At 37.8% G+C, this 18,011-nt stretch carries 12 protein-coding genes; 8 read left to right on the plus strand and 4 right to left on the minus strand.

What is annotated here, in order from left to right; translation table 11 throughout:
• Window positions 1–119: 119 nt before the first annotated feature.
• Entirely contained in the window at window positions 120–1,721 is a 1,602-nt protein-coding gene (locus QM481_RS03075; RefSeq protein ID WP_283380616.1) for a hypothetical protein, read from the minus strand.
• A 295-nt stretch (window positions 1,722–2,016) separates the two neighbouring features.
• Between QM481_RS03075 and argS the strand changes: the two genes are divergently transcribed.
• The 3 genes from argS (at window position 2,017) to QM481_RS03090 (ending at window position 5,725) form a co-directional block, all read left to right on the plus strand.
• On the plus strand, window positions 2,017–3,795 hold the full coding sequence (argS, locus tag QM481_RS03080; protein ID WP_283380617.1) for an arginine--tRNA ligase: 1,779 nt from the start codon (window positions 2,017–2,019) through the stop codon (window positions 3,793–3,795).
• Between the two features lie 83 nt (window positions 3,796–3,878).
• Window positions 3,879–4,505 (plus strand): glutathione peroxidase, encoded by a 627-nt coding sequence (locus QM481_RS03085; protein WP_283380618.1) that lies wholly within the window; start codon window positions 3,879–3,881, stop codon window positions 4,503–4,505.
• A gap of 320 nt (window positions 4,506–4,825) precedes the next feature.
• Window positions 4,826–5,725 (plus strand): 1,4-dihydroxy-2-naphthoate polyprenyltransferase, encoded by a 900-nt coding sequence (locus QM481_RS03090; RefSeq protein ID WP_166553610.1) that lies wholly within the window; start codon window positions 4,826–4,828, stop codon window positions 5,723–5,725.
• A 52-nt stretch (window positions 5,726–5,777) separates the two neighbouring features.
• On the opposite strand, the gene QM481_RS03095 is transcribed toward QM481_RS03090, so the two are convergent.
• Entirely contained in the window at window positions 5,778–6,461 is a 684-nt protein-coding gene (locus QM481_RS03095; protein WP_283380619.1) for an OmpA family protein, read from the minus strand.
• A 165-nt stretch (window positions 6,462–6,626) separates the two neighbouring features.
• Here QM481_RS03095 and QM481_RS03100 point away from each other — a divergent pair, with 165 nt between their 5' ends.
• A complete protein-coding gene (locus tag QM481_RS03100; protein ID WP_166553612.1) occupies window positions 6,627–7,973 on the plus strand; it encodes a tetratricopeptide repeat protein in 1,347 nt (448 codons plus the stop codon).
• Between the two features lie 282 nt (window positions 7,974–8,255).
• Here QM481_RS03100 and QM481_RS03105 read toward each other — a convergent pair whose 3' ends face one another.
• Entirely contained in the window at window positions 8,256–9,029 is a 774-nt protein-coding gene (locus tag QM481_RS03105; RefSeq protein ID WP_166553613.1) for an AMP nucleosidase, read from the minus strand.
• 599 nt (window positions 9,030–9,628) lie between these two features.
• Here QM481_RS03105 and QM481_RS03110 point away from each other — a divergent pair.
• The 4 genes from QM481_RS03110 to QM481_RS03125 all read left to right on the plus strand — a co-directional run bounded on the left by QM481_RS03110 (window position 9,629) and on the right by QM481_RS03125 (window position 14,405).
• On the plus strand, window positions 9,629–10,072 hold the full coding sequence (locus tag QM481_RS03110) for a type I restriction enzyme HsdR N-terminal domain-containing protein (protein ID WP_166553614.1): 444 nt from the start codon (window positions 9,629–9,631) through the stop codon (window positions 10,070–10,072).
• Between the two features lie 78 nt (window positions 10,073–10,150).
• Window positions 10,151–11,827, plus strand: a complete 1,677-nt coding sequence (gene pafA / locus QM481_RS03115; RefSeq protein ID WP_283380620.1) for an alkaline phosphatase PafA — start codon at window positions 10,151–10,153, stop codon at window positions 11,825–11,827.
• Window positions 11,828–12,029: 202 nt separating this feature from the next.
• Window positions 12,030–13,343, plus strand: a complete 1,314-nt coding sequence (locus QM481_RS03120; RefSeq protein ID WP_283380517.1) for a UDP-glucose dehydrogenase family protein — start codon at window positions 12,030–12,032, stop codon at window positions 13,341–13,343.
• Window positions 13,344–13,415: 72 nt separating this feature from the next.
• Window positions 13,416–14,405 carry a UDP-glucuronic acid decarboxylase family protein gene (locus QM481_RS03125; RefSeq protein WP_166554142.1) on the plus strand — a complete coding sequence of 330 codons (990 nt, stop codon included), beginning with the start codon at window positions 13,416–13,418 and terminating at the stop codon, window positions 14,403–14,405.
• A gap of 174 nt (window positions 14,406–14,579) precedes the next feature.
• On the opposite strand, the gene QM481_RS03130 is transcribed toward QM481_RS03125, so the two are convergent.
• Window positions 14,580–17,876 (minus strand): TonB-dependent receptor, encoded by a 3,297-nt coding sequence (locus QM481_RS03130; RefSeq protein WP_283380621.1) that lies wholly within the window; start codon window positions 17,874–17,876, stop codon window positions 14,580–14,582.
• Between the last annotated feature and the right edge of the window lie 135 nt (window positions 17,877–18,011).

An 18,011-nucleotide genomic window follows, 5' to 3' on the forward strand; every position in this document is an offset into this window, starting at 1 on the left:
CTATTTGCACAAAGTATTTTCTGGAAAACCGTGTTCCAATACTTTTGTTTTTTCAATTTTCACGCAAAGATACAACATTCTATGCTTCTTCGAGGATTTTCACAAAAGGATACCGTAGATCATTTTTGACTCGTTGGACTAGATTGTTCTGGGGCGTAAGCCATTTTCCGAATATAAAGTACTTCAGAGCCTATGGCATTATCGCTTCTGGCAGGCACTTGGCGTGTGCCCCAAATCAAAAAATACTTATCGTACCATGCTGCTACTTCAGCCTCTTCATCAATACGACGGTTTTCTATATCTGACTTTATTTCAAACAACTCTTTGTCTGAAGAGCCTTTTCCATTGTGTAGGTTTTGAAGATTCAACTTTCCTTTATCCAAATAGGTAGCTATCCAATCGCCTTTATATTTGGACACTTGTACTTGTTCTACTAAACCACTTCCCTCAAGAGAACCTAATGAAACGGCATCGTCCCAGAGCACTTTTCCATCCTTGGTAAACTCACAAACAATAGCGTGAGTATAACGATAGCGCCCTGCTCTAGCTCGCATACGTTGTACTTGAGCGATACTTATAGGCGCATAATTATACACTCCCAAAGTATTGTTATTGTTGGGAGAAAAATAATAGACCTCCGCCAAGACCAATGCCCCTTTTTCAGTTTTTATTAAATCATGTACTTGTAACAAATAACTAAAGTTGGTTTCCTTTCCTTCATTCTTTTTTCTAGCTATTTTTTCTTTTAGTTTCTGCTGACGCTTAGGTGATAAGTATCCAAAAAAGTTACTCAATTCCGAAAAATCTATCATGGTAGTTCCTGTCTGCTCGCCATTGTCAAAATGGGTTAAATACAAACCTCTCGAATAGTTGCTACAATTAGTAGAAAAATTGCCTACCAAAATTGTTTCTTGCTCTGATACAGGAAGGAGCCTTCCGCTGACAAAATTGACATTTTTATGGTCGGCTAATGGTACTTGGTTCGTTCTGAGCAAATCGCCCATGTAGGAATAAGACAATACAGACAAACTACAAATACCCTTTCTTCTTTCATTAATAACTACATTGACTTCGTTACGTATCTCATCAATCTCTAGGGTATTAATCGTTACATTTTTATCATATATTCCAGACAAAACTTTCGTAGTAGAGTTAAAAAAAGCAAATGATATCACCACTGGTTTATCAAAATAAGTACCTGCAAAATAGGCTGAATTTCCGAGCACCTTAAAATGACTGATTGTTCTTAAACCCACTAATTTCCCCTTAAACTCATCTATTTCTCCTAAACCCAAATTGACTCTCGTAATGACAAAATCATCGGCATCAGCCTCGGCAAACAAGAAATACATATAGTCTGCGTTTGAGTAGGTCAGTAGGTTTTCCATTCTTACTGGCGGTGTATATTTGGCATTCCATAGCTCTTTCAGCGTGGAGTCTATTCTATAAAACTCCCATTGACTATTTCTCCCAAATATTTCAGCATTATCAAGCACTACGAGAGCGCCCTTTTCTTTGAGCGGAATTACCGACCAGTCCTTCGTTTTGCCATAGTCTTTGATATACTCTACTTCATTTACCTTATCCAATTGAGCCCAAACTGAAAAGTTTACTAAACAACAAAGCATACAAAGAAGCCCAACGCCAATACGCCAGAAATTCTCCCTAGCAATAGGAAAACCCCAAAAAAAAGAAAGGAATATAGTAAGGTGTTTTTTCATAGTATTGGTAAAAGGTTTATGATAGCATTAAACGGACAATTGGTTCATTTCTAATAGAAAACAAACATTATATCAGATTGTTATCTCTCGAGATCTCTTCTACAATTTACACATTTCAAAGAATCTGAAAAAGAAAAAGCACAGAGGTTTTCTTATTCCGATATGGTTATCGAAGGGATTTTGGCTAATTTTGCACTTCGGTAGAAGGTACACTTCGTCAAATACGATTTTTTGCCATATTTAATGGTCTCCACTTTCTTCCTTTTAGTAAACACTGGAAAATTTTCCTAGCGCAATGAATATCGAAAAAATACTACAAGACAGTATTCAAGCTGCCCTTTTGGCCGAGTTTGAAGTTTCCGAACCAACTATAGCCCTTCAACCTACTCGTAAGGATTTTGAAGGATTTTACACATTTGTGGTTTTCCCCTATGTCAAAGCTCTTCGCAAGTCTCCAGTAGAAATTGGAAATGCCATCGGAAATTACTTGGTCAGCAATACTACTGTTGTTAGTACCTTCAATGTAGTACAAGGCTTTTTGAATATTTCTATTGCTGATACTGCTTGGAAGGATACTTTCAATCACCTTAGAAGTGAAGCTTCGTTTGGTCAGCTCGCTGCCAAAAACGAAACTGTTATGGTAGAATATTCTTCTCCCAACACCAACAAGCCTCTTCACTTAGGGCACCTTCGTAACAACTTTTTGGGATACTCTGTAGCTCAAATCTTGGATGCCAACGGATATGATGTTATCAAAGCCAATCTCGTAAACGATCGTGGTATTCATATTTGTAAGTCGATGCTGGCTTACCAGAAATTTGGTCAGAACGAAACGCCAGCCTCTGCTGACATGAAGGGCGACCACTTGGTAGGTAAATATTATGTGGAATTTGACAAACACTATAAAGTAGAAGTAGAAGCCCTAAAAGCCGAAGGGTTGTCGGAAGACGATGCCAAAAAGCAAGCGCCTTTGATGAAAGAAGCTCAAGAGATGCTTTTGAAATGGGAACAAGGCGATGAAGAAGTAGTAGCTCTTTGGCAAAAAATGAATGATTGGGTATTTGATGGCTTCAATCAAACGTATGAAACCATGGGTGTGAGCTTCGACAAAATCTACAAAGAATCTAATACTTATCTTTTAGGAAAAGAGACCGTTGAGGAAGGTTTAGCTTCAGGAGTTTTCTTCCAAAAAGAAGATGGTTCGGTATGGATTGACCTTGCAGATGAAGGACTTGACCAAAAATTAGTACTTCGTAAAGATGGTACTTCGGTGTATATCACTCAAGATATGGGAACAGCCGATTTGAAATACAAAGATTTCGGCATGTCAAAATCACTTTATGTGGTAGGTAACGAGCAAGATTATCACTTTGAGGTATTGTTCAAAATTTTGAAAAAATTAGGTCGTCCTTACGCTGAAGGTTGCTACCATTTGAGTTATGGCATGGTTGACTTACCTTCAGGAAAAATGAAGTCGAGAGAAGGTACCGTAGTAGATGCCGACGACTTGATGCAAGAAATGAAGGATACCGCTCGTGAGCGCACCAACGAATTAGGGAAAATCGATGGATTTACACCTGAAGAAGCCGAAGAATTATACAGTACATTGGCAATGGGTGCCTTAAAATACTTCTTATTGAAAGTGGATCCTAAGAAGCGTATGCTTTTCAACCCAGCCGAATCTATTGATTTCCAAGGCAATACAGGACCATTCATTCAATACACGCATGCACGTATTTGTTCGATTTTGAAAAAAGCTGAAAGCCAAAGCATCAATATCGTAGAAGCAAGCTCATACACTAGTTTGCATGAGGTAGAGCGTGAAATCATTTTTGCATTGAGCGAATATCCAAGAAAAGTTGCCGATGCAGGACGTGAATATTCACCAGCTTTAATTGCACAATATGTATACGATTTGGCAAAATCATATAACCGATTATTTGCAGAATTGAGCATTTTTAGTGCTGAAAGCCCAGAGGCTATGCAGTTCAGAGTACAGCTTTCAAAAGCAGTTGGCGAAACAATTAAGAAGGCAATGGCGTTATTAGGTATAAAAGTACCAACAAGAATGTAATCCGTTCGTCGAATATTCAGACTGTAACCAGTTTTTCGTTTGAATGGATTAGCAATATTGGATAACTTTCAGCTTTAGTTTTTATGAAAAAGCCCTTGTTTATCATCCTTTCAACAATCGTAACTGTCATGATTCTTAAACTTTTGAAAGTAGGAAGCTTGCTAGGTGCATTAGCACTTCCTTTTACCAAAAACACTATCGAAAACAGACCTGTGAACACTGAATTTGCAGCTAAAAAAACGCTTTATGATTTCAAAATGAAATCATTAGATGGCAAAGATGTAAATCTTGCAGATTATAAGGGTAAAAAAGTGATTATCCTAAATACTGCTTCAAAATGTGGTTATACGCCACAGTACGCTGATTGGGAAGCTTTCTATCAAGCTAACAAAGCGAAAGTAGTAGTATTAGGTTTTCCAGCTAACGAATTTGGTGGACAAGAGCCTGGCTCAAATAGTGAAATTGCTTCTTTCTGTCAAAAAAACTACGGCGTTTCATTCCCAATGTTTGAAAAAGTTGTAGTAAAAGGCGAAGGCAAATGTGATTTGTACAAATGGCTTACTACAAAAGAATTAAACGGTTGGAACGACAAAGAACCAAGTTGGAACTTCTGTAAATACTTGATTAACGAAAAAGGAGAGTTAACAAACTTTTTTGCTTCAGGCGTAAAACCAAACAGCAAAGAATTCCAAGATGCGTTGAACAAGTAATCATGAATCTTTTTTGATAACTTAAAATACGCTTTAGGCAGTAAGCCGTAGGCATTAGGCAAAAATTGTATTCATGATTTTGTTAGAAATACTTTTTACTTACGGCATATAGTTTAATGCCTATTGCAGGTAAAATTAATTTTATTTTACCCGCTAACTTATTTCAAGTAAAAACATCTAAATACCGAATGTACAGGTTATTTTTGTAGCTGTATATTCGGTATTTTTATTGGATAAAGGTTTGTCGTCTAGCGTATGGCTAGCGATACTTTTCCACTTCTTTTCGTTTTATTTTATACTTTAAAGACTTTATATAAAACATGAAAAATTGGATTCTGGCGGCTCGTCCTCGTACATTGCCTTTGGCACTGGCGAGTATTTTGATGGGAAGCTTCTTGGCAGCAGGTCATGATGCTTTTTCTTGGAAAATCTTTTGGTTGGCAGTGCTTACTACCACTTTTTTACAAGTTCTTTCCAACTTTGCGAATGATTACGGCGATACCGTAAGTGGTGTGGATAGTGTAGAAAGAACAGTAGCAACACGTGCCGTACAAACGGGCGCCATTACCAGAGAGCAAATGACCAGAGCAATGATTATCATGTCTGTATTATCATTAGCATCGGGTTCTTTATTAATTTATGAAGGGCTAAAAGACACAGATTTGCAAACGATTCTTGGTTTCTTTGGACTTGGTATTTTATCGATTATTGCAGCTATTACCTATACCGTTGGCAAACGTCCTTATGGTTATATGGGCTTAGGAGATATTTCGGTATTGATATTTTTTGGATGGGTTGGTGTGCTAGGAACGTACTTTTTACATACTCACAACTTTGATTGGTTAAACTTTTTACCAGCAAGTTCATGTGGCTTATTTGCGGTTGGTGTATTGAATATCAATAATATTCGAGATATAGAATCGGATACAAAAACAGGAAAAAATTCAATACCAGTGAGATTAGGAAAAGAAAAGGCGGTTATTTATCACTGGTTACTTTTAATTGTGGGATTTTTGTGTGCAGTAATTTATACACTTTTGAGTGAATCAGGCAACAACTGGATTCATTGGTTATTTGTTGTTACGCTTCCTTTATTAATTAAGATTGGTCGTGGCATTTCTCAAGGACAAACACCTGCTCAAATCGACCCATTTTTGAAAAGAATGGCTTTAACAACCCTTCTTTTTGTACTTACTTTCGGGCTAAGCCAAATTTTGTAATAACATTGTCGGACTAGAGTATAGGAATCTTTAAGACTGTACTCTGGTCTGTTTAATTCGTACCTGCTACACGCATTTCTGTTGAAATTTTGTCGAACAAGCTTTTGTGAGGCATAATAAACACCTCCACACGGCGATTCATACGCTGTCCGTCTACAATATCATTACTTGCTACAGGATTACGCTTCCCATACCATAATGCTTTAAGACGATTGGGGGCTACCCCACTCAATACCAACCAATTGGCTACTTGGGCTACTCTTTTAAAAGACAATCGATCATTATAAGCATCAGTACCATTAGCATCGGTGTAGCTTTCCATAATGACTGCGGTATGAGGATACGACAACAACACACGAGAAAGACTTGCCATATTCATTTTACCAAACTCGGAAGGTATATCTGAGTTGCCAATAAAATAGGAGTCCGTATCAAAACGTATGTGAATAAGCTTGGTGTTGACACGAGTCACAGGGCTCACTTTGACTTGCTTTCGGAGTTCACCTAATTGCTGATCAAAATATTGAGCCACTCTTTCGTCAGCTGTTAGCAAAGATGTCGTTTTATCGCTAACTGCCCGACTGCTAGTAGTTGACGACTGTTGGACTGTCTGCCATCTTTCATCGGTATAGATACGATTTTTATTAATTACCCGACAACCATCCAAGCTTACAGTTGTCCCGAGCACAAGCCCAAGCAATATTTTTTTTCTACTCTTTAGAAAGGCAAATTTCATGACAGTTTATCTTTTATCTTTTGGCTGTAAGGTATTTTTTCAGTAATTTGGCTGAAACTTTGGCAATTACAAAGTTATAAAACAAATCTAAAGGTTAATCTATCTATTTACTTCATTTTTGATAGTTAACCAATCACTAAAACTTATTTTTTCAAATTTAACCCTATGAAAAAGAGTTTTTATTCTGCTCTGCTGTCTATATCTCTGCTTAGTTTTACTGGATATTCACAACAAACCCCTGTGCCCACACAAACTTTTCAAGAATTGATGGACCTAGGTGTAGTTCAGAGTCGTCAGGGCAACTATCCACTAGCTCAAAATTACTTCACACAAGCTATCCAGCTTCAACCAGATAATGCTGTAGCCTATTATAGCCGTGGTGTTACAAAGTCAAACCTTAAAGATAACCGTGGTGCTATCAATGATTTTGACAAAGCTATCGAATTAAATCCAAGATATTCGGACGCTTACATCGGTCGTGGAACTAGTAAAGCAAGACAAGAAGACCATAAAGGTGCTCTGCAAGACTACAACCGTGGTATTGATTTAAATCCTGTTGATGCCAACGCATATTTTAGCCGTGGCTACAGTAAATCAAAACTGGAAAACTACAAAGGCGCTCTTTCTGACTACAACAAATCTTTGGATTTGACACCCGACAATGCGTTAGGTTATGCTGCTAGAGGCGTAGTTAAGCAAAAACTAGAAGATTACAAAGGTAGTTTGGAAGATTTTTCAAAAGCAATTGAATTAAGTCCAAAACGTCCTTCATCTTATTCTGGTCGTGCTTACAGTAAAATGAAAATGGGTGATTATAAAGGTGCCATTGCTGATTACGGTAAAGCCCTTGAAATCAGCCCTGAAGATGCTGAATCTTTGTACTTTCGTGGTTATTGTAAAAGCCAAACAGAGGACTTTGCTGGCGCACAAATCGACTTTGACCGTGCTTTGAGCCAAGACCCAGAAAACGCTCCTGCGTATTATGGTCGTGGTTTTGCCAAAAATAAACTTGGTCGTACCAAAGAAGCTATTGATGATTTCAACAAAGCAATTGCCATTGGCAACATCGAAGCCAAAAAGGTTCTTTACGCAGGTCCTATTACCAAACAAGTATTGGATGAGTTGCGTAGCGGTGTGAGCGAGCGTTTGAAAATGGCAGAAATGACTGCTGAGCGCTCAGAAGTATATTATAACCGAGGTTTGTCAAAAGCAAAAACTGGTGATACCAAATCTGCTATTGAAGACTACAACAAAGCTATCGCCCTTAATCCAACTTTTGCTGAAGCTTACTTCACAAGAGGAATGGTGAAATCTCAAATTGGTGATCAGCGTGGTGCTATTCAAGATTGTACAAATGCCCTTAAGTTGAATCCCAAATATGCAGAAGCCTACTACGTTCGTGGTATTATTCGTCATGCATTGGGTGATACCGACGGATGCAATGACTTAAGCAAAGCTGGCGAATTGGGCTACACAGCAGCGTATGCCGTAATTCGTGACTACTGTAACTAGTAGTATGTTTAAAATTTTATTTGGCATGTATCGGAAATACAATATTTCCTTTTGACACTCCTTACTTTTCTTGTCTTGACACAAGAAAAGTAACCGCGCGGCGGCCGCAAAAGAAAGTCAAGAAATCCTAATCGGAGTGGCGACCCACCTCGCCTGCGGCTCAAACAACAGGATTTCAGAAAAATAAATACCTTTTTTTATTTTAATGACTTACAAAATTTAAACATGCTTTAACATAGATCAATAAAAAAAACCTGCCTCATCAGCAGGTTTTTTTATTCCTTATTCAAATCTTAAATGCTTCACCGATTCACCTGACATAGCAAGTTCTTCGAGAGAATCAATACCAATTTGAAGGTGTTTTTCTACATAATTAGCGGTGATTTTCTTATCACTTTCTTCTGTTTTTACACCGTCTGGTGTCATTGGGTTATCCGAAACCAATAACAAAGCTCCATGAGGTATCTTATTAGCAAAACCTACCGTAAAGATAGTCGCAGTTTCCATATCGATACCCATCGCACGAATATCTGTCAAATATTGCTTGAATTCCTCATCATGTTCCCAAACACGGCGGTTAGTTGTATATACCAAACCAGTCCAGTAATCTAGTTCATGTTTTTTAATCATGGAAGAAACCGCTCTTTGCAAACGGAATGAAGGAAGTGCTGGAACTTCTTTCGGCATATACTCATCCGAAGTACCCTCTCCTCTTACCGCTGCGATAGGCAAAATCAAATCTCCAAGACCAAGGTTCTTTTTCAACCCCCCACATTTTCCTAAAAATAATACTGCTTTCGGAGAAATAGCAGTCAAAATATCCATTACAGTAGCAGCCATTGGCGAACCCATACCAAAATTGATAATAGTGATATTGTTGGCTGTGGCAGTTTGCATAGGTCTGTCGATACCATTAATTGGTACATCAAACTGCTCCGCAAACATATCTACATAATTTTTGAAGTTTGTCAACAAAATATATTGACCAAAGTCTTCGATGGCTGTGCCAGTATATCGTGGCAACCAGTTTGTCACAATTTCTTCTTTTGTTTTCATACCTGATGAAGTCGTGGTTTTGTTTAAAAGTTAATTAATTTGGAAAAGGGAGACAGGTCTCAGTGATGAGTTGTGAGTGGTAAATTAGTACTGTACGAACGATTTCCAACTATTTCAGATTGGGGATTTCTGATTTCGAAAATAAAGTAAAATACCTTTATTTTTTACAAGAAGCTTAACTTCCGAAATCCAACATCCAATATCCGAAATAAACAGTTTTATAATCCTTTGTACACTTGTAATGGTAAATCGTGATAATTAAAAATTTACATTCACAATTCACAATTCATCACTAATATTTATCTATAGCCCTTTAAAATAAGGTGTGCTGAAACAGGTACGCTATTTTTAAAAATGCGTAAATTATTAAAACACAAAAACGAATGTTAATTTAACAGGCTAATACTACGATGGTATTTTCCGAGAAACAAGAATAAGTTATGATTTAAACGAATCTTAAACTTGTTTTAACTAATAGTGTCTAACTTTTATTGCTATTTTCTGTTAGACCAGAAGTCTTGCCTTTTTGAGGCTAACTGATAGGCTACGAGTCTGTTAGAGTATATTAAATTTTCACAACAAACTGTGCAGTAGAAATAATGGAATTATTGAATCTTCCTACATTTGACTACAAGTTACAAAAAAAAGATGGAAAATTATACATTTTCGATCAGCTTCGTAAAAAGTATTTGTTTCTGACTCCTGAAGAATGGGTTCGACAACACTTCGTCAACTATCTTATTACTCATTTGGCTTACCCCAAAAGTCTTATCAAACTAGAATCAGGACTTTCTTACAACAATGTCCAAAAACGTACTGATATTCAAGTATTTGATAGAAATGGACAGCTTTTTATGATTATCGAATGTAAGGCTCCTTACATTGCACTTACCCAAACAGTGTTTGAGCAAGTGGCCCAATATAATCATACTTTGCGTAGTCCTTATATTGTTATTACCAATGGCATGAGTCAATATTGTTGTAAAACCAACTGGGAAACTTTCCAAATTGACTTTTTGGAAAATCTGCCCCTATTCCCATAATTTCATAAATTCATAACTACAAAGCCGTACTATCATTGCTCTATGATTATGTATCTTTGTCAAAAAACTACCTTCATTATGAACAAAAAACTCATAACACTGTTTGCTGGACTTTGTGCAGTTGTAACAGATTTATCTGCTCAGACTTCCATAAAGAGTACCTCTAAAGCCAATACAGCAGTTGTAAAAACAGTTCCTAGTAAACCGAAATTGGTCATTGGTATCGTTGTAGATCAAATGAGATATGACTATCTGTACCGTTATAGCAATAAATATACAGCAGGAGGCTTCAAACGCTTGATGGGTGAAGGCTACAACTGCCGTAACCACCATTATGACTATGTACCAACAGTTACAGCTGCTGGTCACGCAGCCATCTTTACAGGATCAGTACCTGCTGTAGACGGCATTATCGGAAACGAATGGTTTGATACCAAATCAGGACGCACGGTTTATTGTGTAGAAGATTCAACGGTAAAAACGGTAGGAGCCGCAACCTCAGCTGGTTTGATGTCCCCAAAAAATTTATTGGTTTCAACTATTACAGACCAAGTAAAAATTGCTCAAAATCACCAAAGTAAAACTATTGGGATTGCTTTGAAAGACCGTGGAGCTATTTTACCAGCTGGTCATACAGCCAATGCAGCTTATTGGTTTGATTCGAAAGACGGGTTCTGGATTTCATCTTCGTTTTATATGAATGAACTACCAAGCTGGGTAAAAGAATTTAACGCTCAGAAAAACCCTCAAAAATATGTAGCAAAAGGTTGGAATACCCTATTACCAATCGAGCAATACACTGAAAGTACCCCTGATGATCAACCATTTGAAGGAAAATTGAGTGGTGAACAAAAACCAGTATTTCCTCATGAACTTGCAGCACAAGCAGGTGTCAATCTTTTGGAGGTAATTCGTTCGACGCCGTATGGTAACTCTTTAACTAAAGATTTTGCTGTTACGGCTATACAAAACGAACAGTTAGGAAAAGGGGCAAGCACCGATTTCTTAACGGTAAGTTTTTCATCAACAGATTATGTAGGTCACGCATTTGGACCAAACTCAATTGAAGCAGAAGATACCTACATTCGCTTGGATAGAGATATTGCTTCATTATTGAGCTTCTTAGATACTTATTTGGGCAAGGACAATGTACTAGTATTCTTGAGTGCCGACCATGGTGTGGCGGACGTGCCTGGCTATTGGCAATCTAAGAAACTTCCTGCAGGTACAACCGACGGACTTACACTCACGAATACTGTTAAAGATGCCTTAAAAACCTCTTTCGGTGACGGTGATTATGTAAGAGCTGACGAAAACAATCAAATTTATTTGAATCATGAAACATTAAAAACAAGAAATGTTTCTCGTTCTCAAGCTTTCGAAGTCATCAAAACAGCACTTTTGAAAAGACCAGAAGTTGCCAATGTCATCGACCTTCAGAATCTTGCCAATGCCACTGTTCCAGAATATCAAATTGGCTACATTAAAAACGGCTATAATGTAAAACGTAGTGGCGATATTCTTTACTTCTTGAACCCAGGATGGTTTACAGGACGTAAAACAGGGACTACGCATGGTTCGGTATATCGTTATGATACACATATTCCATTGTTGTGGTATGGCTGGAAAATTAAGCATGGCGAAACCTCTAAGCGTACTAATATTTCGGACATTGCTCCTACTGTAGCAGATTTATTGGATGTCTTAGAGCCTAATGGAACCGTTGGTAATATTATTACTGATGTAGTAAAATAATGCAAACACTTGTTCCTTTTACTAAAAGAGACCTAATTAAGATTAGGTCTCTTTTACTTTTCTAAGGAAAATAACTTATTTTTGAAGAATAACTAGTTTGGTATGATTCATGCAGGAAATAGTGCAAATTCAAACAGAATTTTTAACGCTTAACCCGCATTTTATATTTTCCCAACTTTAATCGAAATTATCGTCTGAATTTATGAAAATCGCTGTAATTGGAACGGGCTACGTGGGTCTTGTAACAGGGACTTGCTTCGCCGAGACAGGAAACCAAGTAACCTGTGTGGATATCGACGAAAAGAAAGTCGAAAAAATGAAGAATGGCATCATCCCTATCTATGAGCCAGGATTGGACGTATTGTTCAATCGTAATACTGCTGAAGGGAGATTGAAATTCACGACCAATTTGGCGGAAGGTATCAAAGATGCTAAGGTAATCTTTTTGGCATTGCCAACCCCTCCAGGTGAAGATGGCTCAGCAGATTTAAAATATATCTTGAAAGTTGCTGATGATTTAGGTCCAATCCTAGACCAATATGTAGTGGTTATTGATAAAAGTACTGTGCCAGTAGGTACAGCCGAAAAAGTACACGCTGCGATTGCTAAAAATGCTTCAGAAGAGCTTTTTGATGTAGTATCCAATCCTGAGTTTTTGCGTGAAGGTGTGGCTGTAGAGGATTTTATGAAGCCTGACCGCGTGGTAATTGGTACTCGTTCTGAGAAAGCAAAAGCTGTGATGAACAAGTTGTATGCTCCATTGGTTCGTCAGGGTAATCCTGTTATCTTCATGGATGAGCGTTCGGCTGAAATGACTAAATATGCTGCAAATGCGTTCTTGGCTACTAAAATCACGTTTATGAACGAGATTGCTAACCTTTGCGAAAAAGTAGGTGCTAATGTAGACGATATTCGTCGTGGTATTGGTACAGACTCACGTATCGGGAAACGTTTCTTGTTTGCGGGTATTGGTTATGGCGGTAGTTGTTTCCCTAAAGACGTTCAGGCTTTAGCAAAAACTTCTTCTGACAACCAATATGACTTCCAGATTTTGAAGGCTGTCATGAACGTAAATGAAGGTCAAAAGACGAAGTTAATCCCAACAATCAAAGAACACTTCGGTGGCGATTTGAAAGGCAAAGTATTTGCGATGTGGGGCTTAGCTTTCAAACCATATACTGATGATATTCGTGAAGCTCCAGCCTTGTACAATATCGAAGAATTATTGGCAGAGGGCGTAACTATCAAGGCATTTGACCCTGAGGCTATGGAAAATGTGAAGGGTATTATTGGCGACAAAATTACCTACACAAAAGGTCCTTATGAAGCAATCAAAGATGCGGATGCAGTATTGATTATGACAGAATGGCCACAATTCCGTACCCCAGAGTTTGAGGTGATGGATGTGTTGTTGAAAAACAAAGTAATCTTCGATGGTCGTAACTTGTATGAATTAGACCAAATGAAAGAACTTGGCTATACTTACTACTCAATAGGTAGAGACGCAGTTAAATAATGGTGAATTGTGATTTAGTGAATGAGTAAATTATAGAGATATTCGTTCACTAAATCGCGAAATCTAAACAATATGAAACGAGTATTAATCACAGGTGGGGCAGGCTTTTTAGGCTCTCACCTTTGCGATAGATTTATCAAGGAAGGTTATCACGTTATTGCAATGGATAACCTCATCACAGGTGACTTAAAGAACATTGAGCACTTGTTCAAATTACCCAACTTCGAGTTTTATCACCACGATGTATCGAAGTTTATCCACGTTCCAGGCGAATTAGATTATATTCTTCACTTTGCTTCACCAGCCTCTCCAATTGACTACTTGAAGATTCCAATTCAGACCTTGAAAGTAGGTTCATTGGGTATCCACAACTGTTTGGGATTGGCTCGTGTTAAGAATGCAAGAGTATTGATTGCTTCTACTTCGGAAGTTTATGGTGACCCAACGGTACACCCACAAACAGAGGAATATTGGGGTAATGTAAACCCAGTAGGTCCACGTGGAGTATATGACGAGGCAAAACGTTTCCAAGAAGCAATGACGATGGCATACCATACGTATCATGGCTTAGAAACTCGTATTGTTCGAATCTTCAATACTTACGGACCTAGAATGCGATTGAACGACGGACGTGTATTGCCAGCATTCATTGGTCAAGCGTTGCGTGGAGAGGATTTAACGATGTTTGGTGACGGTTCACAAACACGTTCATTCTGTTTCGTTGACGATTTAGTTGAAGGTATCTATCGTTTGTTGTTGAGCGACTACGCTTATCCAGTAAACATTGGTAATCCAGATGAAATCACGATCAAAGAATTTGGTGAAGAAATTATCAAGTTGACAGGTACAAACCAAAAGTTGATTTCGTTACCATTACCAAAAGATGACCCAAAACAACGCCAACCAAATATTACAAAAGCACAGGAGCTTTTAGGTTGGGAACCAAAAGTAAATCGTGCAGAAGGTTTAAAAATCACTTACGAATACTTTAAGTCATTACCAAACGATGAGCTATACAAAATGGCAGATCACAGAGGTTTTGAAGATTACGAAAGAAAATAAAAGAAAACCCCAAGCCTTATATGCTTGGGGTTTTTCTTTTCTAAAAGGCAAGGCTATTTAGTCTATCTAAAAAACATTTTGCTCAATTTCATATAGATATTTAACCCTACTGCAAATAAAAATCCCGCCCTTATGAGGCGGGATTTTTTTGTATGTCTAAATCCTAATTAGGTATTAGTTGAAGATGTAACGAACACCCAATTGGATTTGGTAAAGGCTAGACAAAGAATAGTTTTTAACGAATCTGTCTTGCAACAATACTGATTTACCATTAACAACTTGAGTAGCCAATTTGTAAGTGATATTACCTTGAGCATCCAAACCAGTTGTCAATGGAGTAGCTGTAGTAGTTGAGTAACCAATACCAGCAGTATTAGAAATCAAGTTACCAGCATTCAAGATATCAGCTCTGAAACGTAAGATATTAGTTTTGCTACCAGTTTTCACGAAGAAGTCTTGCTCAACTGTAAAGTCAAAACGAGTCAACCAAGGGTAAGTTTGACCATTTCTTTCTACGTAATTTCCTCTACGAGAAGATAAGTAAGCATCACCGTCAACCCATGCATCAAATGCTGCTTGTTGTTGTGCAGCAGTAAATGAACCGTTAGTAATGAAATTCAAAGTAGAACCAGCTTTAGGAATATAAATCAAGTCGTTATTAGTCTGTCCATCACCGTTCAAGTCTGTTGAGTAAGTGTAAGACAATTTAGATCCTGAGTTAGATACCATACCCAAAGTGAAAGTAGTAGCACCACCAAATTTACCACCGTAGTTAATGCTATAGTTTACATAACCTACGAAACGGTGACGCAAGTCGTTATTTGAATAATCTAAACCTAAGTAGTTAACACCACGTACAGTTGGAGTAGTTGCATCTACTGTAGAACCTACTGAAGCTACATCTTTAGCTTTTGAGTAAGTGTAGGCAATCATACCACCTAGACCATTTTTAGCAGGTTTTTCTAATTTTGCTGTAAAGCTGTATGAATAACCTTGGTCAGTGTTAGTTAAGATATACGCACTGTTAGTCTTAGAGTTGATATAAAGTGAGTTAGCAGAAGAAACTGATCTTGGGTAACGGTCACGATTGTCATCACCAGCAAATGTAGTTGTTGGAGCTTTCAAGTTTACGTCGATATATTTCAACGCGTTGATGTTTTGATTGTAGATATATTCTAAAGTACCAATAAATCCGAATGGTAATTTGCGGTCAACAGCGATGTTCGATTTCCAGATTTGAGGGAATTTCAAATTCTCATCATTAGCATTCAACGTAAATGCAGGAATTGAGTTCAAATCTGTAGTTGAAGGAGTATATTTTGAAGGATTCAAAGTAAATGGATAAGCAGTGGTATTATTTACGGTTAATACAGCCGTGTTTACACCGTTGTTACCCAATTGGTTTGAAATCAACACGTATGGCATACGTGACAAGAATAAACCTGTACCACCACGAACCTGAGTTTTCTTATCGTTTTTAACATCCCAGTTAAAACCAAATCTTGGTGACAAATATACACGTCCTTTTGGCATTGCACCAGTGTTAACCTTGTAATCAGAACCATCTGGAGCTTTGTAAGTCAATGCAGCAACTGTTGAGTTTGTATAATCAATCTCAGTACCAATTGTAATGTAGTCAGCACGTAAACCTGCAGTTAATTTCAAGTTTTCTTTTGCTTGGTATTCATCTTGGATGTAAGCAGAAGCAGTAGAAACTTTAATTACTTGCCAAGGCTCTTGTCCGTCTGGCAACAATGAATAACGATAGTTGAAACGAGCTAATTGAACAGGAGAAGTAGTCAAGTTCGGATTAGCAATGTAAGCATTCATTGCTGTTTCAAAATCAGCCATTGATTTGTAAACATATACACCTTGAGATGCAGGGAAGAACAAGTTGTTTGACTTGAAGTATTCGTAAGAAAGACCAGCAGTTACAGTATGCTTACCAGCAAAATAAGTAAGGTTATCTGTAAAGTTCAATGTAGAGTAATCCAACTTATTGCTAGGAGTGAATGGATCCATACCAGCAGTCGTATAAGTAGACACAGTAGAAGGGTCTTGGATCTCGATCAATGGGAACAATGAAGTACGGTACTTACGGTCTTCGATCTGCTTGTTGTATGTAGCAATGAAGTTGTTCGCGATTCTTGAGTTGAATGTAGAGTTTAATTCTGCTACGATAGAACGCGTATTATCCATAATGATGTAACCTGTGTTCTGAGGAGACAATGACTGAGCATTATTTGCACGCGTACCAAAACCTGCTGTACCACTTGAGTTACTACCAGAAATCAACTGATCTGATTGAGAATCGTGATGTGAATAACGAACAGTTAATTTATGCTTATCATTGATGTTATAATCGATACGAGCTAAGAATTTCTTAGAGTTTGACAAACTGTTGAAACCGTCCAAAGCACCAGCATCCCATCCTAATTTGCTCATAATACTAGCAACTTTTTGCATATCAGCCAAAGTAGTTCTAGAAATATTAGCACCAGAAGTTCCTCTGTTTGCTGACCAGCTAAGCGCTGGAGTTGAGCTGTCGATAAACTCGCCGTTTACAAAGTAGAACAACTTGTTTTTGATGATTGCACCACCAACACGGAAACCAGTTGTTTTCTCGCTAAAGTTTGTAATCTTGATTGAAGTTGTATCAATCTTGTTACCTACTAATCCTTGGTTTTTCCAGAAGTGATAAACCGAACCAGTAGTTTCGTTAGTACCTGAACGTGTTACTGCGTTGATAGCAGCACCTGCAAAACCTGATTGACGAACATCAAATGGAGCAATGTTAATTTGCAATTGTTCAACAGCATCCAAAGAAATTGCACCATAGCCTGTTCTACCACCCGCCTGAGCTTCGTTACCAAGACCAAATCCGTTATTAAATACAGAACCGTCAATAGTAAAGTTGTTGAAACGAGAGTCTTGACCAGCAAAAGACGAACCGTTACTGTAAGCGTTGTATTTAGTAATTGAGTTAATTGTACGGCTCAAAGTTGGTAGAGTCGAAAGTGTTTGTCCAGAAAATGAAGCCGCAGCTCCAGTTCTTGAAGAACTAAACACATCATTTTTATCACCTTTTACAATTACTTCTGTAAGCTGTTTTCCTTCTTCTGACAACTTAATGTTCAAAGATGTCGCAACACCTAAGGTAGTATAAACTTCTGTGAATTCTTCTGTTTTATAGCCAACAAAAGAAACTGTAATCTTGAAAGGACCACCTACACGCACACTTGGCAATGTGAAGCGACCCGCTGAGTTTGTTGATGCTCCATAGCGTGAGCCTGATGGGGTGTGAATGGCAATTACAGAGGCTCCTGGAAGAGTTTCTCCCTTTGCATCTACTACACTACCAGTAATAGATGAAGATGTAACCTGTGCAAAAACCTGTACACTTGAAATAGTAGCAGCAATCGCAAAAAGCAATGTCAAAACTACGTTAGTGGTAAAGATTCTTTTCAACATAGTGAATTTGGAATTTAGTTAGAAACTGAATGGATGATTTGGCTACAAAATAACAACAAAAAATTAGTAACAACAAAATTCGAAAATTAACTGAATGTAAATTTCCTTACTGTAAGATACTGATTTATAAGTTTC

Source organism: Flectobacillus rivi (assembly GCF_030056655.1).
GTDB classification, from domain to species: Bacteria; Bacteroidota; Bacteroidia; order Cytophagales; family Spirosomataceae; genus Flectobacillus; species Flectobacillus rivi.